Origin of the sequence: Dyella sp. AtDHG13 (assembly GCF_003201105.1) — a bacterium.
Taxonomy (GTDB): domain Bacteria; phylum Pseudomonadota; class Gammaproteobacteria; order Xanthomonadales; family Rhodanobacteraceae; genus Dyella; species Dyella jiangningensis_B.
Genome location: NZ_QICJ01000008.1, coordinates 49,347 through 74,057, shown reverse-complemented (window position 1 = coordinate 74,057; position 24,711 = coordinate 49,347). Strand labels below are relative to the sequence as shown.

Here is a 24,711-nt window from a genome sequence, read left to right as displayed (position 1 = left end):
TTGTACCCAACGAACGGAAGCACGCACATCGGAGAACACCGCTTGATTGCCGGATGGCTGCTGCTGCTGGTTTCCCTGCTCTACGTCGGCTTGTTGTTCGTCGTGGCGTACATGGGGGACCGACGCCCGCTCTACCCGCGGCAGCCGCGACTGCGCCCGCTGGTCTACAGCCTCGCCCTGGCGGTGTACTGCTCGTCGTGGACGTTCTATGGCGCGGTGGGCACGGCGGCACGCGAAGGCCTTGGCTATCTGCCGATCTACCTCGGGCCGATCCTGCTGTTCGTATTTGGCTTCGGGCTGTTGCGGCGGCTCGTGCTGCTGGCGCGCCAACGCAACATCACCTCGATCGCCGATTTCATCGGCGCGCGTTTCGGCAAGTCGCACGGACTCGCCGCGTTGGTGGCCGTCATCGCGGTGATCGCCGTGGTGCCGTACCTCGCACTGCAGTTCAAGGCGGTGGCGATGTCCTATGCAGTGCTGGGCAGCGCGGTGCCGCCGGGCACGTCGCAGTTCAGCGACAGCGCGCTGTGGTGCGCGATCCTGCTGGCCACGTTCGCGATCCTGTTCGGCACGCGCACCATCGACGCCACCGAACATCACCACGGCATGATGCTCGCCATCGCGGTGGAATCGCTGATCAAGCTGGTGGTGTTCGTCATGCTGGCGGCCTACGCGCTATGGCGCGGACCCGGCCTGGCCGATACGGTGCGCCTGCCCGCGCAGCAGCTCGCCGACGGTGTATCGCCCGGCTTTCTTGCGCAGACCCTGCTCGCCTTCTGCGCCATGTTCTGCCTGCCGCGGCAGTTCCAGATCGGCGTGGTGGAATGCGAAGACCCGCACGACGTCTCGCGTGCGCGATGGCTGTTTCCCGCCTACATGGTGATCATCAGCGTGGCCGTGCTGCCCATCGTCGCGGCGGGTCTGCACCTGCCGCAGCTGCAGCAGGGCAACAAGGACGCCTGGGTGCTTACGCTGCCCATGGCTTACGGCGACCGCACCATAGCGTTGCTCGCCTTCCTCGGCGGTTTCTCCGCGGCCACGGGCATGGTGATCGTGGCGTGCGTGGCCTTGTCCACGATGATCAGCAACGACATCGTCATGCCGATGCTGCTGCGCATCCGCGCGCTGAAGCTGGAGCAGCGCGCGGACCTCTCGCAGCTGGTGCTGCTGGTCCGCCGCATCGCCATCATCGCGCTCGCCGCCATGGCTTACGTCTACTACCGCGTGGTGGCCGACACCACCAACCTGGCGGCCACTGGGCTGCTGGCGTTCGCGGCGGTGGCGCAGTTCGCGCCGGGCATCGTGGCGGCGCTGTACTGGCGCAGCGCCAGCCGTAAGGGTGTAGCCACAGGCCTGGCGATGGGCTTTCTGGTGTGGGCGTACACCTTGCTGCTGCCCGCGATGGATCGTTCGGCCGCATGGTTGGCGACGGGGCCGATGAATCTCAGCTGGTTGCAGCCGCAGGCGCTGTTTCACCTGAGCGGCTGGGATCCGGTGATGCACGGCACGTTCTGGTCGCTGCTGGTGAACGTGGCGTGCCTGATCTTTGTCTCGCTGCGGTTCCGCCCCAACCTGGAAGAACGCCTGCACGCGGCGATGTTCATCGACCCGTATGCCATCGACAGCCGCGGCGCCGGCGATTGGCGCGGCCGCGTGGCCGTCGCGGACCTGCGCACCATCGCCGAACGCATCGTCGGCGAACGCAGCAGCCAGCGCGCCTTCGACGAATACGCCGAACGACGCGGCAAGCCGCTGCAACCCAGCGAAGCCGCCGACCGTGCGCTGATCCAGTACACCGAGCGCCTGCTTGCCGCCGCGGTGGGCGCGGCGAGCGCGCGCCGCATCCTGATGGGCGCCTTGTCCGGCTCCGGGCTGGACATCGCCGAAGCGATGGCGCTGATGGACGAGGCCTCGCAGGAATTGCGCTTCAACCGCGAGTTGCTTTCCACGACGCTGGAGAACGTGTCGCAAGGCATCAGCGTGGTCGATGCCACCATGCGGCTGGTGGCGTGGAACCGGCGCTATCTGGAACTGTTCGATTATCCCGACGGCATGGTCTACGTCGGCGTGCCGGTGGCGGATCTCATCCGCTGGAACGCCGAGCATGGCGAATGCGGTCCCGGCGAAGTCGAGGCGCACGTCGCCAAGCGCCTTGCCCACATGCACGCGGGTTCTCCGCATGTGTTCCAGCGCATCCGGCCCGACGGCTCGGTGATCGAGATGCGTGGACGCGCGCTGCCCGGCGGCGGCTACGTCACCACCTACACCGATGTCACCGCGTACAAGCACGCGGAACAGGCGCTGATCGAAGCGAACGAAACGCTGGAGCAGCGCGTCGACCAGCGCACGGCCGAGTTGAGCGAGGCATTGAACTCCGCTGCGCACGCCCGTCGCGAGGCGGAGATGGCCAACGCCTCCAAGACGCGCTTCCTCGCGGCGGCCAGCCACGACCTGTTGCAGCCCTTGAACGCGGCGCGGCTGTTCACCGCGGCCTTGCGTCAGCATCCGGGCCTGGACGACGAAGCCAGCCTGCTGGCGGAACGCATCGACGCATCGTTCCGCGCGGCGGAAGATCTGCTCGACGCACTGCTGGATACCTCGCGCCTGGACGCGGGTAGCTATCGCGCGGATGTGAGCAACGTGGCGCTGTCCGACCTGTTCGAGTCACTCAAGGCGCAATTCGCCGTGCTTTCCCAGCAGCGCGGTCTGCGTCTGCGCGTGGTGCCGACCCGGCTCGCCGTGCGCAGCGATCCGCAACTGCTGCGGCGCATCCTGCAGAACTTCATCTCCAACGCGCTGCGCTACACCCGCGAGGGCGGCATCCTGCTGGGCGCGCGCCGCATGGGCGACGAGGTGCGCATCGAGGTGTGGGACACGGGGCCGGGCATCGCGGAGACGCAACGCGCACGCATCTTCGGCGAGTTCCAGCGACTGGATCGTCCCTCGCCCTGGGGCGAGAAAGGGTTGGGGCTGGGCCTGTCGATCTGCGAACGCATCGCCGGCATCCTGCATCACAAGCTCGAGCTCGAATCACGCGAAGGCAAGGGCAGCCGTTTCGCCGTGCGCGTGCCGCGCGCGGAAAGCGCAATACCCAGGCGCCGCGCCAATGCCCACCCGGTATCGAACGAACAGCTGCCGCTCACCGTGCTGTGCCTGGACAACGATCCAGCCATCCTCGACGGCATGCGTGCGCTGCTGCAGCGCTGGGGCGTGGACTGCCGCACGGCGCTCGACGTGGCGCAGGCCGAGCAGGAACTTCGTCGCGGCGGCATCGACCTGATCCTCGCGGACTACCACCTCACCGACGACCTGGACGGCTTGCAGGCGCTGGAAGAACTACGCGGCGTGATCGGCGACCTGCCGCCCATCGCCATGATCACTGCCGACGGCAGCAGCGAACTCAAGCAGCGCGCGCGATCCCTGGGCTATCCCATCCTGCACAAGCCGGTACGACCGGCGGCCTTGCGCGCGTTGCTGAGCGCGCTGGTGAGGCGGCAGATGGCGTAGAGCGAGAAGTGAGTGAAGAGGAGTGAGAAAAACAGAGAAAGCGGGCACGGCTCTTCTCTCACTTCTCACTTCTCTTCACTCATTCCTCGCTTTCATCGGGTAGCGAGGGCATCGCTTCCTGGTCGATCGCCAGATGGCTGGCGGCCAGCGCGACTTGCGTGCGGTTGTTCACGCCGAGCTTGCGCATGATCGCCGTCATGTGCGCCTTGACGGTCGCTTCGGAAACGCCGAGATCGTAGGCGATCTGCTTGTTGAGAAGGCCTTCGGCGATCATGGTGAGCACGCGAAATTGCTGAGGCGTGAGCGTGGCGATGCGATCAGCCACCGCCGCCTCATCGGGTTTCAGTTCCGTGCCGCCACCGACCAGCTGGTGCGGCAGCCATACGTCGCCATCCAGCACCTTGCGGATGGCGGTGATGATGTCCTCGCCCGGCGTCGACTTGGGGATATAGGCGGATGCGCCGTGCGCGAGCGCGCGGCGCGCGACCTGCACGTCCTCGTGTCCCGACACCACGATGGTCGGCAGCCCTGGGAATTGCCCGCGGATGTGCGCGAGCGCCGAGTAGCCGCGCGCGCCCGGCATGTGCAGGTCGAGCAGCAGCAGTTCGGCGTCGGGGTACTGTTCGATCAGGCTGAGCAGCGTGTACACGCTGTCCGCGCTGTGCACGCTCGCGTCGGGAACTGCGGCGACCACGGCGCGTTGCAGGGCATCACGGAAGAGCGGGTGATCGTCGGCGATGAGTACGTCGGGCATGTTGGGGAGGGAATAGGGAGTGGGGAATAGGGAATAGTGAAAAGCAGTGCAAGGCGGGTACATGCGCTGCGCTTTTGCTGATGCTCCTTCATTAGAGCCGAATGTATGGGGAACAGAGACCTGCAACGAAGCGCACTATTCTCCATTCCCCATTCTCTATTCCCTCATTACTTGATAAGTCGTTCGTCCACCAGGTTCTTCACCACGCCCGGATCGGCCAGCGTGGAAATGTCGCCGAGCTGGTCGGGCTGGTTCTCGCCGATCTTGCGCAGGATGCGGCGCATGATCTTGCCCGAGCGCGTCTTGGGCAGGCCCGGCGCCCACTGCAGGAAGTCCGGCGTGGCGATGGGGCCGATTTCCTTGCGCACCCAGGCGACGAGTTCCTTGCGTAGCTCGTCGCTGCCTTGCTCGCCGGCCACCAGCGTGACGAAGGCGTAGATGCCCTGGCCCTTGATGTCGTGCGGCGCGCCGACCACGGCGGCCTCGGCCACCTTGGGGTGCGCGACCAGCGCGCTTTCCACTTCGGCGGTGCCGATGCGGTGGCCGCTGACGTTGATCACGTCGTCGACGCGGCCGGTGATCCAGTAATAGCCGTCTTCGTCGCGGCGCACGCCGTCGCCGGTGAAGTAGTTGCCGGGATAGGCGCTGAAGTAGGTGTCGATGAAGCGCTGGTGGTCACCGTACACCGTGCGCATCTGGCCCGGCCACGAATCGGTGATGACCAGGTTGCCTTCGGTCGCGCCTTCCAGCACGGCACCGCCGGCGTCGACGATGGCCGGCTTGATGCCGAAGAACGGCAGCGTGGCGGAACCGGGCTTCTCATCGATGGCGCCGGCCAGCGGCGTGATGAGGATGCCGCCGGTTTCGGTCTGCCACCAGGTGTCCACGATCGGGCAGCGTTCGTCGCCCACCACGCGGTAGTACCACTCCCAGGCTTCCGGATTGATCGGCTCGCCCACCGAGCCGAGCAGGCGCAGCGATGCGCGCGAGGCCTTCTTCACCGGGCCTTCGCCCTCGCGCATCAGCGCGCGGATGGCGGTGGGCGCGGTGTAGAACAGCGTGACCTTGTGCTTGTCCACCACGTTCCAGAAGCGGCTGGTGTCCGGGTAGTTGGGCACGCCGTCGAACATCACCGTGGTGGCGCCGTTGGCGAGCGGCCCGTACACCACGTAGCTGTGGCCCGTGACCCAGCCCACGTCGGCGGTGCACCAGTACACGTCGTCCTCGCGCAGGTCGAACACCAGTTCGTGCGTGTAGCTGGCGTAGACCAGGTAACCGCCCGAGGTGTGCAGCACGCCCTTGGGCTTGCCGGTGGAGCCGGAGGTGTAAAGGATGAACAGCGGGTGTTCCGCTTCCACCGGCGTGGGCGGGCAGTCGGTGGACTGGCCTTCCATCAGCGTGTGGTAGTAGCGGTCGCGCGGCGACTGCATCGGCACGGCGCTGCCGGTACGGCGCACCACGATCACGGTCTCCACGCTGTTGGTGCCGGGGCGTTCCAGTGCGGCGTCCACATTGGCCTTGAGCGGGATCTTCTTGCCGCCGCGCACGCCTTCGTCGGCGGTCACGACCACCTTGCAGGTGGAGTCGGCGATACGGCCGGCCAGCGAATCCGGCGAAAAGCCGCCGAACACCACCGAGTGGATGGCGCCCAGGCGCGCGCAGGCCAGCATGGCCACGGCAGCTTCCGGGATCATCGGCATATAGATGGCCACACGGTCGCCCTTGACCACGCCCAGGTGCTTGAGCGTGTTGGCGAACTTGCACACCTCGGCGTGCAGCTCCCTATAGGTGATGTGGCGCGACTCGTTCGGGTCGTCGCCCTCGAAGATGATGGCCGTCTTGTCGCCGCGTTCGGCCAGGTGGCGGTCCAGGCAGTTGGCCGCCACGTTCAGCTCGCCGTCCTCGTACCAGCGGATGTGCAGGTTCTTCGGGTCGTAGGAGACGTTCTTGATCTTGCTGGGCGCCTTGGTCCATGCCAGGCGCTGGCCGATCTTGCCCCAGAAGCCCTCCGGGTCCTTCACCGACTCGGCGTAGAGCCGCTCGTAATCGTCCTTGCGGATACGGGCCTTGGCGGCGAACTCGGGCTTGACGGGGTAGAGCTTGGACATCGCGGGGCTCCTGCGGCCGGTCCTGCCGGCCTCCTCATGGATGAACGTTGCCGCCTGCCGCGGCATGACTCGCCGAGTGTAGCGTCTGGCTGGTGATCGGTACGTTTCGGCGTGAACGCGGCCGCTTTCGACTTTGGTCGAGGTTCGACCAATGGTGAATAGGCGTCCGCAATGCAGCATGGACATCCTCGGCTGGTCATCGACCTGGGGAGGCCTGCCATGACACTGCCTACGACCGCACGACGCCACGGCCTGCTGGCTGTTGGCATCGCCTGCGCGCTGAGCCTGCCGCTGGGAGTCCACGCGCAGAGCACCACGAAAACCACCAAGAGCAGCACGCGGGAGCAGCAGCTCGAACAGCGCGTCAACCAGCTGGAACAGGAACTGGCCGAACTGAAGGCCATGATCCAGGAACAGAAGGCCGCCACCACGCAGGCCACGCAGACCGCGCAACAGGCGCAGGTCGCCGCCACGCAGGCGCAGACCACGGCACAGGCCACGCAGACCAAGGTGGAAGCGGCGCCCAAGCCGCAGTTCACCACGGCCCCCGGCCTGTCGGTGGCCTTGCACGGCTTTATCGATGCCACGGTGTTCGGCCAGGACCGCACCTTCATCAATTACGGCAATGGCCAGAACGCCGAGATCCCGGCGCCGCCCACCGCGGCCAACAAGGCCAACGGCTATACCGGATCGCTCAGCGGCGCCGACATCCGCAACACTCGCTTCTGGCTCGACTTCACCGGCGCCAAGTTGAACGACGACTGGAACGGCAGCGGCCGCATCGAGATGGACTTCTTCGGCGGCAACAACGGTACCGGCGCCTATGCGCAGCAGCAGCCGATACCGCGCCTTCGCCAGGCCTATATGGACATCGTCAATCCCAACTGGGGCACCACGGTGCGCGTGGGCCAGATGTGGGACCTGATGTTCCCGCTGGAGAACACGCCCACCTCGTTGTCGCACATTGCCTTTCCCCTGGGCTATGGCGCGGGCATCGTGGGTTGGCGCTATCCCGGCGTGATCGTCATGCAGGATCTCAACCACGGCACCGACGGCGTGAAATGGCGTTTCGACGTGGCCGTGCTCGAGGGCAGCTGGAGCGGACCGCAAAATGCCGCCGGCAACTCCACCATCAACTACCTCAACGGTGGCGCCGCACACTTCAAGCCGCAGGTGGAAGCGCGCCTGCACGCGCAAGGCAGCAACTGGCTGGCCTACCTCACCGCGCATTACTCGGAAATCGACCTGCACGGCGTGGGCAACATCACGGCCAAGCCGCCGCGCGACAACCTGCAAAGCTTTGGCTACGACCTGGGCGGCCAGTGGAAACCCGGCCCGTGGACCTTCAAGGGCCTGCTCTATGCCGGCAGGGCCTTGGGCGAAATCTTCGGCGCCATGTCGCAGTTCGGCAACATCAAGGAATCGGGCGGCTTCGTGCAGGCGGGCTACAACTTCACGCCGAAGTGGAGTGTCAACGGCTTCTTCGCCGCGGCAAGGCCAAATCGCGACGACGTGCTTGCGTGGACTCCTGCCGGCACCGCCGCCGCGCCGGGCACGGCGCTGCTGCGAAACAACATGAGTGCAGTCAGCCTGCAATACGCCTCGGGCAACTATGAGCTTGGCGTGGAATATCTCTACGACGACGTGCGCTACCAGCTGAAGAACTCGGCGTCGAGCCACACCGTCAACGGCAACCAGTTCAACTTCAGCGCCATGTACAAGTTCTGAGCAAGCAACGGCGGCGACGCGAGCAGCGTTGCTGCCGGCATCACCGGGCGGGGCGACGGGAGGCGCCCGAACCGGACAGTGGAGAGGGACGCGACGAGTGGCGGCTGCCGCTCCAGCGGCATGCACGCAGAAAAACGTCATCCATCGACCTGACCGAGCGTCACAACTGAGGGTTACATCATGGCTACGACCGCCGTCGACATGCGGGGATCGCTCGACACCGGCCACCGCCGCGTCATCCTGGCTTCCAGCCTGGGCACCGTGTTCGAGTGGTACGACTTCTATCTCTATGGCTCGCTGGCCGCGCTGATCGGCAAGCACTTCTTCACCGGCCTCAACGAAACCAGCCAGTTCATCTTCGCACTGCTCGCCTTCGCCGCCGGCTTCGCGGTGCGTCCGTTCGGCGCCATCGTGTTTGGCCGCCTGGGCGACATGATCGGGCGCAAGTACACCTTCCTCATCACCATCATCATCATGGGCCTGTCGACGTTCTTCGTCGGCGTGCTGCCGGGTTATGCACAGCTTGGCGTCGCCGCGCCGACCTTGCTGATCGCGCTGCGCCTGCTGCAGGGCCTGGCGCTGGGCGGCGAGTATGGCGGCGCGGCCACCTATGTGGCCGAACATGCGCCCAACGGCAAGCGCGGCCTGTACACCAGCTTCATCCAGATCACCGCCACGTTCGGCCTGTTCCTGTCCCTGCTGGTCATCCTCGGCACGCGCCTGGGGTTGGGCGACGCCAAGTTCGACGACTGGGGCTGGCGCATTCCGTTCCTGGTGTCCTCGCTGCTGCTGGCGGTGTCGGTGTACATCCGCATGCAGTTGCACGAGTCGCCGGTGTTCCAGCAGATGAAGGCCGAGGGCAAGCACTCCAAGGCGCCGCTCACCGAAGCGTTCGGCCAGTGGAAGAACCTCAAGCTGGTGATCCTCGCGCTGCTCGGTGCCACCGCCGGCCAGGCCGTGGTGTGGTACACGGGCCAGTTCTACGCGCTGTACTTCCTCACCCAGAGCCTGAAGATCGACGGCACCACGGCGAACCTGCTGATCGCCGCCGCGCTTGCCATCGGCACGCCGTTCTTCGTGCTGTTTGGCTGGCTGTCGGATCGCATCGGCCGCAAGACCATCGTGCTCGCCGGCTGCCTGCTCGCCGCGCTGACCTACTTCCCGATCTTCAAGGGCCTGACGCACTTCGGCAACCCGGCCATCGAGACTGCCGCGGCCACCGCGCCGGTGAAGGTGGTGGCCGATCCCAAGGCCTGCAGCTTCCAGTTCGATCCGGTCGGCAAGACCAAGTTCACCAGCTCGTGCGACGTGGCCAAGAGCGCGCTGGCGAAGAAGGGCATTCCGTACTCCAACGTCACCGCCGAGCCGGGCAGCGTGGCCGAAGTGAAGATCGGCGATCGCAGCATTACATCTTTCGAGGGCGCTTCGCTGGACAGCAAGGCCTTCGCCGACCAGGGCAAGGCCTTCGGCGCGCAGCTGGGCGCGGCGCTGAAAGCCGCCGGTTATCCGGAGAAGGCCGACCCCGCGCAGAGCAACTACGTCATGCTCATCGTGCTGCTCGCGATCCTGGTGATCTACGTGACCATGGTGTACGGGCCCATCGCCGCATGGCTGGTGGAAATGTTCCCCACGCGCATCCGCTACACCTCGATGAGCCTGCCGTACCACATCGGCAATGGCTGGTTCGGCGGTTTCGTGCCCACCATCGGCTTCATGCTGGTGGCCTGGAAGGGCGATATCTACTACGGCCTGTGGTATCCGATCATCGTGGCCATCGCCACGTTCTTCATTGGCCTGCTGTTCCTGCGCGAAACCAAGGACGTCGACATCCGCTACTGAGCGTTTTCACGCAAGGCCAAGGCGCGACGGGCAACCGCCGCGCCTTTTCTATGGCCGCTACATGCTGCGTATCACGCCCACGATGGCCAGCAGCACCACCGCGCCGATCAACGCGTGCAGCACGCTGTTGACGAAGGGCCCCGCCACGGCGAAATGCACGCCCAACCGCGGCAGCAACCACCCGGCGAAGAACGCGCCGATGATGCCGACCACGATGTTGCCGATCAGCCCGAAGCCGAAGCCTCGCACGATCAGGCCGGCCAGCCAGCCGGCAATGGCGCCGATCAACAGGAAAATCAGCAGGCCTTCGGTGGTCATCGCAAGCTCCCGGTGAGTCGATCCACAAACTGTCCACAGGCTCAGGAAGTATCCACAGGCACGGTGACCGCCAGCGCAATGCGGGAACGCCGCTTCAGCGCCCGGTTGGCGATGTCGCCGAAACGTGCATGCCAACCGGATCACGAGAGGCAGACCCCCGGGCGCTCTACTATGGCCGCGGCCATGGCGAAGCACGGCACCGGGAGGGCGCCGCATGCCCGATCTCGAACGCGCAAGGAAAACGCCACGCGGCGGCGTCCGCAGCCGGTGGCGCCGCATGCAGGGCTGGACGGCGCTGGTGCTCGATCACCTCAAGCCCGTGCGCGTGTCGCTGCTGGTGCTGGCCACGGTGGCCGTGGTCGCCATCGCCGTGGATCAGGCGGCCGAGCTTTTCCTGATTGCGCTGTGGACCGATCCCAGCCGCTGGCGCTACCTGGCCTTGCTGGCCACCGGCGCCCTGACTGGCCTGGCCATGTGGCATGCCGCGCGCAATGCCTATCGCCTGCGTTATCCGCGCTGGCCCTCGCTGCAGGACGAACGCGCGGCCGTCCTGCGCGACTGGCTGCCGCGCCTGCTCGGCGCGTCCGTGCCGCTGTTGATCTGCCTCGGCTACGTGCTGGCCTTGAGCCGGCTGCCGCATGGCCCGTGCGGCATCACCGACCAATGCATGCAGCGCAGCTGGCGTGCGCTGGGCCTGCTGGTGGAGTCGGCGGCGCTGATCGTGTTCTTCGTCATGCGCCGCCGTGCGTGGCATATGCTGTCGCGCCATATGGCGGGCGTGCGCGCGCCGTGTCTTCAGCCCAGGGAAGAGAAGCGCGTGTGGCGCGTGCGCGAGCTCGGCCCGCGGGCCGTGGCCATGTATGCGGCTGCGGTGCTGCTCAACGTGCTCGCCACCGTGCTGATCGCCATCCGGCCGGAGCTGCTGGACGGCATCGGCCCGCTGGCCATCCTGCTCATCGCCGAGGCCTTCCTCTGCTACAACGGCGGCCTGCTGTGCATGCTCGGCGACCGGCGCGGCGTGCCGCTGCTGAGCATGCTGTTGCTGCTCGGCGCCTCGTTGCACTGGCTGCATCTCAACGACAACCATAGGGTGCGCCAGTACCCGGCGATGTCCACGCATGAACGACCCGCGCCGCAACCCGCGGACACGCGCACGTCGTTCGATGCCTATATGGACAACTGGCTCACGGACCGCTGCGCGGAACGCCGCCCTTGCCCAGTGATCCTGGTGTCGGCCGAGGGCGGCGGCATCCGCGGCGCCGCGTGGACCGTCGAAGTGCTAGGCAAGCTCACCGCGCTGACCCAGCAAGGGCAATCATCGGGAAGCGAACCCCTGTTCGCGCGACACCTGCTGGCGAGCAGCGGCGTGTCGGGCGGCGGCCTGGGTTTGGCCGTCTATACGGCGTCGCTGGCGCAACCGCAGCCGGTGGATGTATCGACTCTGGAGCCTCGCGCCCGCCGCCTGCTGAGCCACGATTTTCTCGCACCGACACTGGCCAACGCCTTCTTCGTCGATTTCACCCAGCGCTGGTTGCCCGGCGCGTGGCTCAACGACCGCTCGCGAGCCCTGACGCGCGCATGGGAATCGGCGGCCAGCAAGGAAGGCATGCCTGCCTTCGCGCAACCCTTCGCTGCGCTGTACGGGCCGACCGCTCCGTCGTTGCCGGCGTTGTTCCTCAACAGCACGACCGTGGCCGAAGGCAAGCGCTTCATCGAGCATCCGTTCAAGCCGCTGGCCACGCCGCAGCGGCAGCCCTGGACCGCGGGGCTCGACGGTTCGAGCTGGCTTGATCCGCGCGCGCCGCTCAGCGAAGTGGTGCTCAACAGCGCGCGTTTCACCTATATCAGCCCGGCAGGCACGCTGGAGGCGAACATGGCCAATCCGCCGGTGCCGGATCGGTTGCAACTGGTCGATGGCGGCTACTTCGAGAACTCCGGCGCCACCACCCTGCTCGAACTGCTGCGTCTGGTGCGCGGCAAGGCGAGGGAGCGCGGCATCGCCTTGCGCTTCATCGTCATCCACATCAGCAACGATCCGTTGATGACCGACTTCATCGACCAGCACGATGCCAGCCATCCGATGCCGGTCTACTCCACCGCGTGCCCCGCGGTGCCAGGCAAACTCCACGATCAGGTCAGCGGCGAGGCGACCGCCCCGTTCTACGCCTTGCTCGACACGCGCAGCGCGCGCGGCGAATACGCGCGCGTGCAACTGCTCAACGCGCTGAGGCCGGACGCGACGCAACCCGCGAACGGCGACATCCTGTGGCACTTCCGCCTGTGTCCTGGCAACTACCCGATTCCCATGGGCTGGACCATCTCCGACCCCGTGTTCAACGAGCTGGACCGGCAACTCGGCCGCTATCCATTGCAGGCCATGGGCGATGCCTTGAGGGAGCAGCTCGCGCCGGTGAATTAGGCATCCCCCAGGTGTCGCGCCAGCTGAGACATGCCCGGCGCACACTGGCGGCATGGCCGAATCCTTTCTTCCCCTGCAGGCCCTCAAGGGCCGCGGCGCCGCCTCCAACCCGGAGGGCCGCTTCGAGTCCATCCGCCACCACGCCGAGGATGACGGCTGGCAGAGCCTGCTGCTCGACGAACAGGCGCCGCGCCCGCGCACCGAGGTGACGGAGGAGAAGGCGCGCAGCGTCATCACGCGCAACGATTCGCCGGACATCCATTTCAACCAGGCGTTGAATCCGTATCGCGGCTGCGAACACGGCTGCATTTATTGCTTCGCCCGTCCATCGCACAGCTATCTCAATCTGTCGCCCGGCCTCGATTTCGAAACCAGGCTGCGCGCCAAGAGCAACCTGGCCGAAGTGCTTCGCCATGAACTGGCGCGGCCCTCCTACACGGTCAGCCCGATCAACATCGGCAGCAACACCGACCCTTACCAGCCCATCGAAAGCCGCTGGAAACTCACGCGCGCGGCGCTGGAAGTGCTGGCGGAATGCAAGCATCCGTGCACCATCGTCACCAAGAACGCGATGGTGGAGCGCGACATGGACATCCTCGCGCCGATGGCGCGCGAAAACCTGGTGCAGGTATTCGTGTCGGTGAACTCGCTGGACAACCATCTGGCCGCGAAACTGGAACCGCGCGCCAGCGCACCGCACCGGCGCATCAAGGCGATACGCAAGCTGCGCGAGGCTGGCGTGCCGGTTGGCGTGCTCGTCGCGCCCATCATTCCCGCGCTCAACGACTGCGACATGGAAGCGGTACTGGAACAAGCCGCCGACGCCGGCGCTACCTGCGCCGGCTACACCACGCTGCGGCTGCCCTACGAGTTGAAAGCGCTGTTCCGCGAATGGCTGGCGCTGCACGTGCCGCAACGCGCCGCCCACGTGATGAGCCTGGTACAGCAGATGCACGGCGGCCGCGACTACGACAGCGACTTCACCACGCGCATGCGCGGGCAGAGCGTGTTCGCCGAACTCATCCGCCGCCGCTTCGATGTCGCCTGCCGCAAGCACGGCTTTGGCCGCGCGCGCGAGTTGTGGCTGGACACCACGAAATTCGTGCCGCCGCGCAAGCCATCGCCCCAAGGCCAATTGTTCTGAGGCAGCTCGCTGCCGCTTTGCGAGACGTTACCAGCTTGCGCGAACGCCGACCCGGCCGCCGATGCCATGTCCATTGCCCACGCCGATAACGTGGTTGTAGTCGACGGATGCGAACAGGCTGATGGCGGTTGATATCTGCCCGGCCACGCCCAGCTGCGCCTGCGCCCAGCGGCCGCCCAGGCTGGTCGAGAACGGATAGGCGCCAAGGCCGTCGGGGGCGATGAAGGTGGTCTTCGGTGAGGGTCCCATGGCATCCCATGCATTGACGCGCATCCAGGCCGTGATCGGATACGTGTTGCCCATGTTCCACTGCCGCAGGAGTCGCAGACCGAGGCGTCCGTAAAGCGCGTTGCTGCCGTTGTACGTGACGCGTGCGTAGGCGTCGGCGACATCATCGAGCGATACGCGCTGATAGATCAGTTGTCCCTGGGGTTCGAGCGACCAGTGTTCGTTCAGCGCAAACGCGCGGCCGCCTTCGAGCGATCCGATGAATCCCCAGCCGGTGGTGTCCAGTTCCAGGCCATAGAACGAACGGGCCCGGATGCGGTCGTAGCGCATCGCCTGCAGCACGGCATCCACATACCAGCCGCTGCTTGCCTTGCGTGTCCAGTAGCCGCCGAACGCATAGCCGTCCATCGACACCGTGCCCGCCTGCTCGCCGCTGTAGATCTGCTTCACGTCGGCATTCGCACGAGCGGCGCCGACGTACACGCCGGATTGGGTTCGCAGGTCTCCCTCGTCCGCGCGATAGAGATCCACGCCGGTCTGGAAGCCGTAAGTGTCGTCGCTGTACGCGGGACCATAGCTGGTGAAGCGGTGATAGCGGTCGTAGGCATCGCCGCCGCCATAGCCCACGTGCTGGCTTCCACCGAACATGCGTCCCCAGCCCGAGCTGGGCCGATAGCCGGTGTTGTCGCTTGGGCCAAGGTTCGCGTAGTCCTCGCCCTGACGGTCGTGGTAGGTGCCCAGCATCTCCAGCCCCAACTGATTGGCCAGCACGGGCACGACCATGTCCGTGGGTACTTCCGGACGTATGTCGGGCAACGGAGCGGGCGATGGCGCGGGTGGTGTCGGTGGCGGCGGGGGATCGGGTGGCACCGGTGGGCCGGGTGGTGGCGGTGGAACAGGCGGCGCGGGTGGTATCGGTGGCGCGGGCGGTGGTGTGTACGAGTTGCGCAGGAACCAATCGTTGCCGTTGAGCGAGCCGCCGCGATAGAGCTGGTATTCGAAGGGCCCCGCCGCCACGCGCTGCCCCAGCACGAACGAGTCCGGCTGCGTGGTTGCGCCATTGATGGTGGCGACCAGTTGGATGCCATCACCCACCGTGATGCCGCCCGTGCCGCCGACGCGGTGGACGATGATCGTGCCGGTGCCGCTGGTCGTGCTGCGGCTCAGCAACAGTCGGTCGCTGTCTTGCGTGAGTCCGGTGTTGAGCACGGTGTTGAAAACGAGGGTGCTGCCGGGCATGAAGTTTACGTTGGCCGCATCAATGCCGAACACGCTGCGTACGCCCGTTTGCTTCCCCGCAAGGTTCAGCGTCGCGCCCGGCTGAAACGTCACCTGATCGGCGATCACCGCACCGTAGCCACCGCCTTGCAGGGTCGCGCCGCTGTCGACGATGAAGGAACTGGGCGACGCCGTACCCGCGATATTCGCCGCACGCACGCCATAGGCCGCGGCGTTAGCTACTTCGAACGTGCCCGCTTGCACCTCCGTATTGGCGTAAACCTGTGACCATCGCTCCGCGACGTCGCTGTACTGCGCGCCATCGAAGCTGACGAGTCCGTCGCCGGACTTGGCCACCGATATCAGGCCGTGCAGGCCATCGTTCTTGATGGGATCGAAGAAGGTGATGCTGTGGCCTGCCGCGGCATTCAAGACCAGGGAGCTGTCGTTGCCCGTGTTGGCGATATAGAGCGCGTTGGCCTGTGCCGTGCCCGTGCCGGCCTGCGTGTTCCCGGTGAAGGCGATGTCGCCGCCGGTGGCGTTGAACGACAGCAGCGAAGGATCGGCATAGATCGCACCGCCCAACCCGCCCGCGTGATTGGCGGAAAATGTCAGGCTGCCGCCGGTCACATTCACCGCCAGGTTGCCGTTGTTCCAGAAGGCGCCGCCATTGCCTCCGGAGGTATTGCCGCTGATGTTCGACGTGCCGCCGGAATTCACGGTGATGCCGGCGCCGCCATAGATGGCACCGCCATCCTGGCTCGCCGTATTGTTGACCAGCGTCAGCGTGGACGTGGCATTGCCGAGCTCCACCGAGCCATAGCCATTGACGTAGATCGCGCCACCGTCGATGCCGGCATGGTTGCTGGCGGCGGAGACGTTGCCGGAAAGCGTGGCCAGTTTCACCGACGCCTCAAAACCGAAATCGTTGGTATAGAGCGCACCGCCCGAATTGCTCAGCGCCTGATTGCCCGTCATGTCGACCGACCCGCTGATGCTGATATGGCTGTCGGCCGCCACCATCGCGCCGCCCGCGCCCTTGGCGATGTTGTTGCTCAGGCTGGCATCGCCATGGACGTCTATACCGCCGGACTGTACGTAGATGACACCGCCGGAACCCGCGTCATTGATCACGCCAGGATTGATGGCCTGGTTGCCGTTGGCGATCAAGTCGCCGTTGATGGCGACATTGCCGTAGACATACATGCCGCCACCCGTGGGCGCGATATTGTTCGAGATTGTCACCGTCTGCGCCGTCAACGTGGCGACTTCGGCGTACACCGCTCCGCCGACACCCTTGGGCGCCGTCACCACGGGAGCGTCTGGGCCGCCGCTCACGCCCGCCGTATTGCCCACGAGGGTGATGTTGCCCGTGCCGTTGCCCAGCGTGAGATAACCCGTGCCACCGGGACCATTGGCCGCGCTGATCGCGCCGCCCGCCAGCCCGGCCGTATTGTTGGTGAGCGTGATGTCGCCCGTTTGCGTAGCAAGCGCGATGTTGCCGTTGGCGGCAACGATGGCGCCGCCTGATACCTGTGCGTGGTTGCCATCCATGGAAACCGCACCGGTGACCAGCGCATTGCCTTGGCCCACCAGCACTGCGCCGCCTGAACCGAGCAGCGTCTGGTTCTGGCTGGCGGTGAGGCTGCCGTTGACGGTCAGCGCACCGGGCGCATGGATCGCGCCGCCGTCCTGATTCGCCACATTGCCGCGAAACACCGTGTCACTGCTGGTCTGCAAGGTCAGCGAGGTGGCGGCATCGATCACGCCGCCGCTGCCGGTCGCGTTATTGCCGCCACTTAGCGTCAGATGGAAAAGCGTCAGCGTCAGGCTGGGATCGCTGATGTAAGCGTAGTGGCCCGCTCCATCATTGAGCGTGATCGTGCCGCCGGCCGGCGCGCTGTTGATCGACAACATCAGGCCGGTGGGCCATGCCTTGGCGAACGTGCTGCTGCTTCCATCGGAAAGATAGGCGTTGCCGAGCAGCACCCACGTGTCGCCGCTCATCGGCGTCAACGTGGCGAGGTTGCCGCCGTCGGGTATCAGCACGGTGCCGGCGTGCGTTGCCGTGGAGAACAGGCAAGCCAGCACGATGCCTGCGGAGAGTCGTGATGGACACAGTGGGATGCTCATGGCCGCCCCATGCCAAACAGAGTGCGTTACGTAAGCGCCTGCGTCGGCACTTCACCATGCTGACGCGCCATGTGATAGCGCCGCCTCTGTGAATGTCATGTAGCGATCAAGGCGCCGTTGCACGACGACATTGGCGCGCATCCGTGAAACTACGTGCATGCATCTGCGAAGTTTTGCTCGCTCGATGCCAGGCCGAGTTTTAGCGCTTGCAAGCGCGACAAGGCTGCCGCCATCGACAGCCTTGTGTGCGTTCGCAGGAGTTTCAGTTCGACGGCGGCAGGTATTTCTCGAACCACATCAGTGCGCGTTGCAACACGTCGCGCTGATGATCGGGATCGACGAAGTGATGCCCTTCGTTGGGATACACCACCAGCGACGTCGGCACGCCGAGCGCACGCAACGCGTGCCAGTACTCGAATGACTGCGGCGCCGGGCATTCGGCGTCGCGATCGCCCACCACCACCAGCGTGGGCGACTTGGTCTGCTTGATGAAGTCGATGGGCGAACTCTTCGCGTACACCTGCGGATCGTCGTATACCGACGCGCCAAAGAACGGGATCATCCATTGGTCGATCAGGTTCTGGCCGTAATAGCTCTGCCAGTTGGCGATGCCCGCGCCCGCGACCACCGCGCGGAAGCGCTGCGTCTGCGTGGGAATGAACATGCTCATGAAGCCGCCGTAGCTCCAGCCGGTGAGGCCCAGGCGCTTGTCGTCCACCGGCAGCTTCTTTTCGATGGCATCGATGCCGGCGAGGATGTCGCGCAGGTCGCCGTGGCCGAAGTCCTTGCGGTTGGCCTGCACGTAGGCCTCGCCCTGGCCGAAGCTGCCGCGCGGGTTGGGCATGAACACGAAATAACCCAGCGCCGAGAACGGCTCGCCGCCGAAACCCATGCGCGGCCAGCGTGGGATCACCGCGCTCGACGGTCCACCATGCACGGTGACGATCATCGGATACGACTTCTTCGGATCGTAATTGGCCGGATACAGCAGCCAGCCCTGCACGTGATGGCCTTCGTTGTCCCATTCCACCGATTCGGCCTTGCCCCAGCCGGGCTTGAGCGCGGCGTTGATGCGGGTGACGGCTGGCGGTGGGACCTGGCTCAGCGGGCCGGCGTGCACTTCGGGCGCTTCGGTGTACGAACTCTGCACGAAGGCGACCTTGGTGCGGTCGGCGGACAGCGACAAGGCCATCTCCGCGCTGCCGTCGCCGATGCTGGCGGGTAGGGTGAACAGCAGGACTTCCTGCGTGGCCTTGGTCGGCGTGACGCCGTACTCGGCCACTTCACTCTGGCCGTTGCGAATATGCGCGACGATCATTTCATCCGAGCGGAACCAGTCGAACCACGCCGGCGTCACCGTCGTGCCCGCCGTCAGGTTCACCGGCTCGCCGCCGCATGCCGGCACGGCGTAGATATCGCCGCCCGTCGCACCCTGATCGCTCATCAGGCCACCGATGAAGCCGATGCGCTGTCCATCCGCCGACCAGCGCGGCAGCGCCATCTGCAGGCCGTGCAGCGGCCCCTTCACCGTCGATGGATCGACGATCGCGTCGGGCTTCGCCTGTGCCTGCGCGTTCTGCACGTAGAGCTTGGCCAGCCACCAGTTGTTGTCGCCCGGCGGCGGCGCGGCGGTGTAGGCGATGCGTTGGCTGTCCGGCGACCAGGCGAATTCATAAGCGTAGAGTTTCTCGGGCGAGAGCAGCCTGACCGCGCCGCCGCCGGCATCGACCGCCGCCACGCGCTGCACTTCCAGCCCGTCCACGCCAATCTCACCCGATGCCGGCTTCGCCGCGTACACCGCGCTGGCGCGGCGCGTGCCGTTGGGCACGTAGAGAAAGCCCAGCGACTTGCCATCCGGCGACCAGCTGAAACCCTGCGCGACGCCGGGCAGCGACGCCATGTGGTGCGGCGATTCCTTGGTCTGCGTGTCGACGATCAACAGATCCTTCTGCTGCCCGCTGCCGCAGTTGGCCACATAGGCAAGGCGATGCGAGTCCGGCGCCCATGCCGGATCGGTCTCGTTGCAGTCACCCGATGCCGCGCCGACGCGATGCGCGCCGCTGCCATCGGCCTTGGCCACTTCGATGACGTCCTTGCCGTCGGTACGCACGACCCATGCGAGCTGGCTGCCGTCCGGCGACATCTGCACCGCGCTGATGGCGCGGGCCTTGCCCAGTTCGGTCAGCAAGGCGTCGATGCGCGGATCGACGGCAGGCGCGGCATGCAGAGCAGGAATGAAGGCGGCGGCCAGGAGCGGCAGAAGCAGACGAGCAGGGTGTTGCATGGCGAAGCCCGGATAACGGTGAAGAATTCCCACGCTAACAGCCAGAGGCGCTTCCCGCCAACGTAACTTATGGCGATGCGGGCACGGTGGCCTGCGCATCGAGATAATGGCGGGCGATCTGGCGCCGCACGATCTGCTCGAACGCCGCCGAGGGTCGATCCGCCTCGCGCCTGCACAGCGCGGCCACGTTGCGCACGATCTGCACCGGCGTCACCAGCAGCCCCCACGGAAAACCCCACCAGCCCAGGGTGGCGCAGTACAGCGTGCTCAGCAGTTGCTCGCGGCGACCGCAGCGTCGACAACAGACATTGCGCCGCGTGCTCCATTGCGTCATCAGTACCAGCGAATGCACGCGGTGATGCTCATGCACGTCGATGGCGCCGTCCCGCCGCTTGCACTTCGGACAGGCCGACTGGCGCCATTCGCTCACCTGGCGCTGGAGAATGTCGACCGGCACGCGATCGGCCATCTCCAGCAGCGGATGGATGCGCGCGCAGGCGGCGCTGCAGTAACGGCGCTGATCAAGCCTCTGGCCGCCGAACAGGATCGACTTGCCGCACTGGTCGCATGAACTCATGGCTTTCCCCCGTTTTCCCCGCGCGCAAGCTACCGTGCGGACGCGGGCAATCCCATCGTCCGGACGGCCGTATGGACAGCCGGGAAAGAAACTGCTTCGGGGTCAGCGCGTGGTCGTGGCCGCCGGCGCCTGCGCACGCATCGCCGCCTGCTGGCGAGCCTGCTGCACCTGGGCGAGCTTGGCCTTGATGGCCGGGATGGCTGCCAGCGCCGCGCGTTCGCCTTCGAGGATGGCCCGGTCGCGCTGTTCGAAATCGGCGGCGCCGATCTGGTTGACCTGCGGGCGGATGACCACATCCGCGCGCGCCAGCTCCTGCTCGCCCAGCTTCTGGCCCATGATGCTGATGGACTGGCCGACGATGCCGAGCATGCCTTGCGGGTTGGTGCCGCTGGCCTTGCTGGAGATGTCCACGGCGATCACCACGTCCGCGCCGAGCTGGCGCGCGGCATCGACCGGCACCGGGCTGACCACGCCGCCGTCCACATAGTGTTTGCCGTTGATCTCCACCGGCTCGAACACGCCGGGCACGCTGCTGGACGCGCGCACCGCCTGCCCGGTGTTGCCGCGCACGAACACGGTGCGCTGGCCGGTCTCCAGCTGCGTCGCCACCGCCGCGAACGGCACGTTGAGCTTGTCCAGCGGCCGGTTCTTCACCTGCTGGTTCACGTAGTCCTGCAGCTTCTGCCCCTGCACCACGCCACCGGAAAACAGCCGCACGTCGCGGATGCTGGCCTGGTCGAGCGCGGCGGCCGTCTCCTGCAACTGGAACGCATCCATGCCGCTGGCGTACAGCGCCCCGACCACGCTGCCCGCGCTGGTGCCGGCCACCACGTCAGGACGGATGCCGTTGGCCTCCAGCATCTTGATCACCCCGATATGCGCAAACCCCTTGGCCGCCCCGCCACCCAGTGCCAGGCCGATACGCAGCTTCACCACCGGCGGCGGCGCGATGGGCGCGGGCGGCGTGGGCTTGGTGTCGCCGAAGCAGGCGCACAGCGCGAGCGTGGCGAGCAGGGGGAGCAGGGCATGGATGCGGCGGGTGGACGTCATGTCGGCGTGGGGATGATGGGGAGCGGGGGGCCGCCGGCGGTTCCGTTGCCGGTGGTGGTTGGCGGGCGAGTGTACGGCCGGTGCGGGGCGAGGTGATGGCGGATTGGGGCGTGCCGTTGGGCGGCGGTCATGTGAGGGGACTCTTGCCTCGTTTCCTCAAAGGAGCCGTCATCCCGGCGAAGGCCGGGATCCAGTGACTTTGTGCTGGGTTGTCGCGTGGGAGTGTGTTCGGCACTTTTTAGCGCTTCCGCGACCTGGCTGCCTGCGCGGCGAGCGTTCCGACCTCCTGCCGGAGGCCGGGTCACTTTCTCTTGCTTGCCCAAGAGAAAGTAACCAAAGAGAAGGGCCCCCCCGGAATCGGCGCCTATCGGGCAAAGCCCGATAGGTTCGCGGACGGGTTACGGGGTTTGTCGACAGGGCATCCTGCCCTGACGCCAAACTGGCTCGCATCCCTGCGAGCCACCCTTCGGGCTATTCCTCCACCCGCCCGCCGCCTCATACGAGGACCCATAGATCAAGAGCGTCGAGCGGACGGCTCGTGCCGCTGTGCGGCACATCGCGTCGCGTTTGGCGGAGCGCCGGCCTTGGAGCAGAAATGACGCGTTGGTTGGAGCGTGCTGTTGTGGAGATGGAACACCACGCTACAGGAGTGTCTTGCCGCAAGGTGGCGAGTTCACTTCAACCCGCCGCGTCCGCCGCGACGTGGTAATGCGTCGCCACTTCCACTTCCTTCTTCGAGCCCAGGAACACCGGCACGCGCTGGTGCAAACCGGTCGGCTGGATGTCCAGGATGCGCTGGCGGCCGGTGGTGGCGGCGCCGCCGGCCTGTTCGATGATGAAGGCCATGGGGTTGGCTTCGTACATCAGGCGCAGCTTGCCGCCCTTGGACTTGATCTTGGCGTCCAGCGGATAGAAGAACACGCCGCCGCGCGTGATGATGCGATGCACGTCGGCCACCATCGAGGCCACCCAGCGCATGTTGAAATCCTTGCCGCGCGGGCCGTCCTTGCCGGCGAGCAGTTCGCCGATGTAGCGCTGCATGGGGATTTCCCAGTGGCGCTGGTTGGACATGTTGATGGCGAACTCGGCGGTTTCCTCGGGAATGCGGATATCGCGGCGGCTCAGGATGAAGCTGCCCACCTCACGGTCCAGCGTGAACTCGTGCGTGCCGTGGCCGAAGGTGAGCACCAGCACGGTGGCCGGGCCGTACACCACGTAGCCGGCGGCGAGCTGGGTGGTGCCTTCCTGCAGGAAGTGCTCGGCCTTAGGCTCCGTGATGCCGTCGGGGCAGCGGAGCACCGAGAAGATGGTGCCGACGGAGATGTTCACGTCGATGTTGGAGCTGCCGTCCAGGGGATCGAACAGCAACAGGTGGTTGCCCTTGGGGTACATGTCGGGGATGGGCTGCGGGTCTTCCATTTCCTCCGACGCGCAGGCGGCGAGCTGGCCGCCCCAGGCGTTGGCTTCGAGCAGGATCTCGTTGGAGATCACGTCCAGCTTCTTCTGCGCCTCGCCCTGGATGTTGCCGGTGCCGGCCTCGCCCAGCACGCCGCCCAGGGCGCCCTTGTTGGTGGCCACCGCGATGCGCTTGCAGGCACGCGCCACGACTTCGATCAGCAGGGACAGCTCGGCGTTGATGCGGCCGGCGCGGCGTTCCTCGATGAGGAACTGGATCAGCGAGATGGACTTCATGGCGAACCCGCAAGCAAAGGGACGCCTATTGTCCGGGGAGACCCCTGCGCTTGTCAGTACAAAGTGTGACCAGTGGGTTCATCTCCCGGTCTGGAAAACCTTTTCTGGCAAGCCACCCCCGTCCGCCTCGCGCAGGAGCGGCGGCTGTGGATAACCCGGAGTTGATCCGCGCCGCCCCTGCTGACAACACGTTGGCAGCAGGGGGTCCCCACACTTCCCTCCATCGGAAGGAGGGACTCTCATGCGCGATACGGTGTATTTCCTGGCGTTCGACGGCTTCGCGGACTGGCATGCGGCGCATGCCCTCTGCGAGATCCGCCGTCCGGGCGAATGGCAGTTGAAGACGGTGGGCTTCTCCATGCAGCCGGTGCTCTCGATGGGCGGCCTGCGCGTGGTGCCGGAGCTGACCCTGGCCCAGTTGGACCTCAAGCGCGCGGCGCTCCTGATCGTGCCCGGCGGGTATGTGTGGGAGCACGGGCACGGCGAGGAAGCGGTGGACGCGGCGCGCCGCCTCCACGCGGCCGGCGTGCCGGTGGCCGCCGTCGACAGTGGTGTGCTGGTGCTGGCCCGTGCCGGGCTGCTGGATGCCTGCCGTCATACCGGCAGCTGGCCGGGCCACATCGGCGCGCATGTGCCCGCCTATGCGGGCGCCGATCAGTACGACGCGAACGTGCTCGCGGTGAGCGACGGCGGCGTGATCACCGCCAGCCAGCTCGGCTGCGTGGAGTTCGCCCGCGAAGTGATCCGCACGCTCGACCTGTACAACCCCAGCGACCGCGAGCACTGGTTCCGCCTGTTCAAGCATGCCCTGCCGCCGCCCTGGTGCGCGGGCGAAGCCGCCGCTGCCGTGGCGGCGTGACGCATCGAATGACGAGGAGGACGTCATGGCATTCCCGCTTGGAAAGATCCTGATGGCTTATCGGCCCCTGTACCTGCGCGGCCTGCTGATGGACGGCCAATACCGCCTGCCGGCCAGCACGCCGGCGCCGGTGCAGGGCAAGAAAGTCAAAGTGAGCAAGGAAGTCGCGGCCGAGCGCATGCCCGCCGCATCACCCACCCTACGAGGAGTTCGCGCATGACCCGTACGCACCAGGGCAGTTGCCATTGCGGCGCCGTCCGCTACGAAGCGGAGCTGGACCTGTCCGCCGGCACCGGCCGCTGCAACTGTTCCATCTGCCGCAAGCTGCGCTTCTGGGGCGCCAGGACCACGCCGGAACATTTCCGCCTGCTGAGCGGCGAGGAGGCCTTGGTCGACTACCAGTTCGGCACCCACAGCGCGCATAACGTGTTCTGTCGCCACTGCGGCACGCACGCGTTCCATCGCGGCTACGTGGAACAGATCGGCGGCGCTTACGTCTCCGTCAACGTCGCCTGCCTGGACGACGTGAGCGACGAGGAATGGGCCGCGACGCCGGTGAGGTTCGCGGATGGTCGCGACAACAACTGGTGGAACGCGCCGGCCGTGACGAGTTACCTGTGAATAACTCGGGCAACTTGTGAATAAGTTCGCGAGAACCTTATGAGCACATCGAGCGTCGCGTTCCATTACGCAGCGGGCAGCTGTTCCGTCAGCATTCGTACCGTGCTCGATGCGCTGGCGAAGCAGGCGGCCTGAAGTGACCCGCTGCGGTGAAATCCCTCACCGTCATTCCCGCGAAAGCGGGAATCCAGCGTCTTTGATTTTCGCCGTGAATCCCGAAAGACACTGGATC

At 66.2% G+C, this 24,711-nt stretch carries 16 protein-coding genes; 8 read left to right on the top strand and 8 right to left on the bottom strand.

What is annotated here, in order from left to right; all coding sequences use genetic code 11:
• Positions 1–42 precede the first annotated feature (42 nt).
• The gene (locus BDW41_RS14205) at positions 43–3,507 is read left to right on the top strand and encodes a NahK/ErcS family hybrid sensor histidine kinase/response regulator (protein WP_199535344.1); all 3,465 of its coding nucleotides are present in this window, start codon (positions 43–45) and stop codon (positions 3,505–3,507) included.
• A gap of 79 nt (positions 3,508–3,586) precedes the next feature.
• On the opposite strand, the gene BDW41_RS14200 is transcribed toward BDW41_RS14205, so the two are convergent.
• Together BDW41_RS14200 and acs are read right to left on the bottom strand one after the other, a co-directional pair.
• The gene (locus BDW41_RS14200) at positions 3,587–4,261 is read right to left on the bottom strand and encodes a response regulator transcription factor (protein WP_074549491.1); all 675 of its coding nucleotides are present in this window, start codon (positions 4,259–4,261) and stop codon (positions 3,587–3,589) included.
• A 167-nt stretch (positions 4,262–4,428) separates the two neighbouring features.
• Complete coding sequence (gene acs, locus BDW41_RS14195) at positions 4,429–6,369, bottom strand: acetate--CoA ligase (protein WP_074549489.1); 1,941 nt, start codon at positions 6,367–6,369, stop codon at positions 4,429–4,431.
• 219 nt (positions 6,370–6,588) lie between these two features.
• On the opposite strand from acs, the gene BDW41_RS14190 reads away from it, so the two are divergent.
• A complete protein-coding gene (locus BDW41_RS14190) occupies positions 6,589–8,097 on the top strand; it encodes a hypothetical protein (protein WP_074549487.1) in 1,509 nt (502 codons plus the stop codon).
• Positions 8,098–8,277: 180 nt separating this feature from the next.
• Positions 8,278–9,936, top strand: a complete 1,659-nt coding sequence (locus BDW41_RS14185) for an MFS transporter (RefSeq protein WP_074549485.1) — start codon at positions 8,278–8,280, stop codon at positions 9,934–9,936.
• 57 nt (positions 9,937–9,993) lie between these two features.
• On the opposite strand, the gene BDW41_RS14180 is transcribed toward BDW41_RS14185, so the two are convergent.
• A complete protein-coding gene (locus BDW41_RS14180; protein ID WP_074549483.1) occupies positions 9,994–10,254 on the bottom strand; it encodes a GlsB/YeaQ/YmgE family stress response membrane protein in 261 nt (86 codons plus the stop codon).
• A 214-nt stretch (positions 10,255–10,468) separates the two neighbouring features.
• On the opposite strand from BDW41_RS14180, the gene BDW41_RS14175 reads away from it, so the two are divergent.
• Together BDW41_RS14175 and BDW41_RS14170 are read left to right on the top strand one after the other, a co-directional pair.
• Positions 10,469–12,673, top strand: coding sequence for a hypothetical protein (locus BDW41_RS14175; RefSeq protein WP_074549481.1), 2,205 nt, complete (start codon positions 10,469–10,471; stop codon positions 12,671–12,673).
• A gap of 52 nt (positions 12,674–12,725) precedes the next feature.
• Complete coding sequence (locus BDW41_RS14170; protein ID WP_074549479.1) at positions 12,726–13,817, top strand: PA0069 family radical SAM protein; 1,092 nt, start codon at positions 12,726–12,728, stop codon at positions 13,815–13,817.
• 27 nt (positions 13,818–13,844) lie between these two features.
• Here the strand turns inward: BDW41_RS14170 and BDW41_RS14165 are convergent, their stop codons facing one another.
• The 5 genes from BDW41_RS14165 to BDW41_RS14145 all read right to left on the bottom strand — a co-directional run bounded on the left by BDW41_RS14165 (position 13,845) and on the right by BDW41_RS14145 (position 22,999).
• Entirely contained in the window at positions 13,845–17,396 is a 3,552-nt protein-coding gene (locus BDW41_RS14165) for an autotransporter outer membrane beta-barrel domain-containing protein (protein ID WP_083337687.1), read from the bottom strand.
• Positions 17,397–17,658: 262 nt separating this feature from the next.
• Positions 17,659–19,680: a S9 family peptidase gene (locus tag BDW41_RS14160; RefSeq protein WP_074549475.1), complete on the bottom strand. Its 2,022-nt coding sequence runs from the start codon at positions 19,678–19,680 to the stop codon at positions 17,659–17,661.
• A 67-nt stretch (positions 19,681–19,747) separates the two neighbouring features.
• On the bottom strand, positions 19,748–20,257 hold the full coding sequence (locus tag BDW41_RS14155) for a hypothetical protein (RefSeq protein WP_074549472.1): 510 nt from the start codon (positions 20,255–20,257) through the stop codon (positions 19,748–19,750).
• Positions 20,258–20,359: 102 nt separating this feature from the next.
• On the bottom strand, positions 20,360–21,307 hold the full coding sequence (locus BDW41_RS14150) for a patatin-like phospholipase family protein (RefSeq protein WP_110301611.1): 948 nt from the start codon (positions 21,305–21,307) through the stop codon (positions 20,360–20,362).
• 678 nt (positions 21,308–21,985) lie between these two features.
• The gene (locus BDW41_RS14145; RefSeq protein ID WP_074549470.1) at positions 21,986–22,999 is read right to left on the bottom strand and encodes a class 1 fructose-bisphosphatase; all 1,014 of its coding nucleotides are present in this window, start codon (positions 22,997–22,999) and stop codon (positions 21,986–21,988) included.
• 241 nt (positions 23,000–23,240) lie between these two features.
• Between BDW41_RS14145 and BDW41_RS14140 the strand changes: the two genes are divergently transcribed.
• The 3 genes from BDW41_RS14140 to BDW41_RS14130 are packed head-to-tail and all read left to right on the top strand — an operon-like array spanning position 23,241 to position 24,479.
• A complete protein-coding gene (locus tag BDW41_RS14140) occupies positions 23,241–23,858 on the top strand; it encodes a DJ-1/PfpI family protein (RefSeq protein ID WP_074549468.1) in 618 nt (205 codons plus the stop codon).
• 25 nt (positions 23,859–23,883) lie between these two features.
• Positions 23,884–24,078 carry a hypothetical protein gene (locus tag BDW41_RS14135; RefSeq protein WP_074549466.1) on the top strand — a complete coding sequence of 65 codons (195 nt, stop codon included), beginning with the start codon at positions 23,884–23,886 and terminating at the stop codon, positions 24,076–24,078.
• A complete protein-coding gene (locus BDW41_RS14130) occupies positions 24,075–24,479 on the top strand; it encodes a GFA family protein (RefSeq protein WP_074549464.1) in 405 nt (134 codons plus the stop codon). The genes BDW41_RS14135 and BDW41_RS14130 overlap by 4 nt, the downstream gene beginning before the upstream one ends.
• The last annotated feature ends 232 nt before the right edge of the window (positions 24,480–24,711 follow it).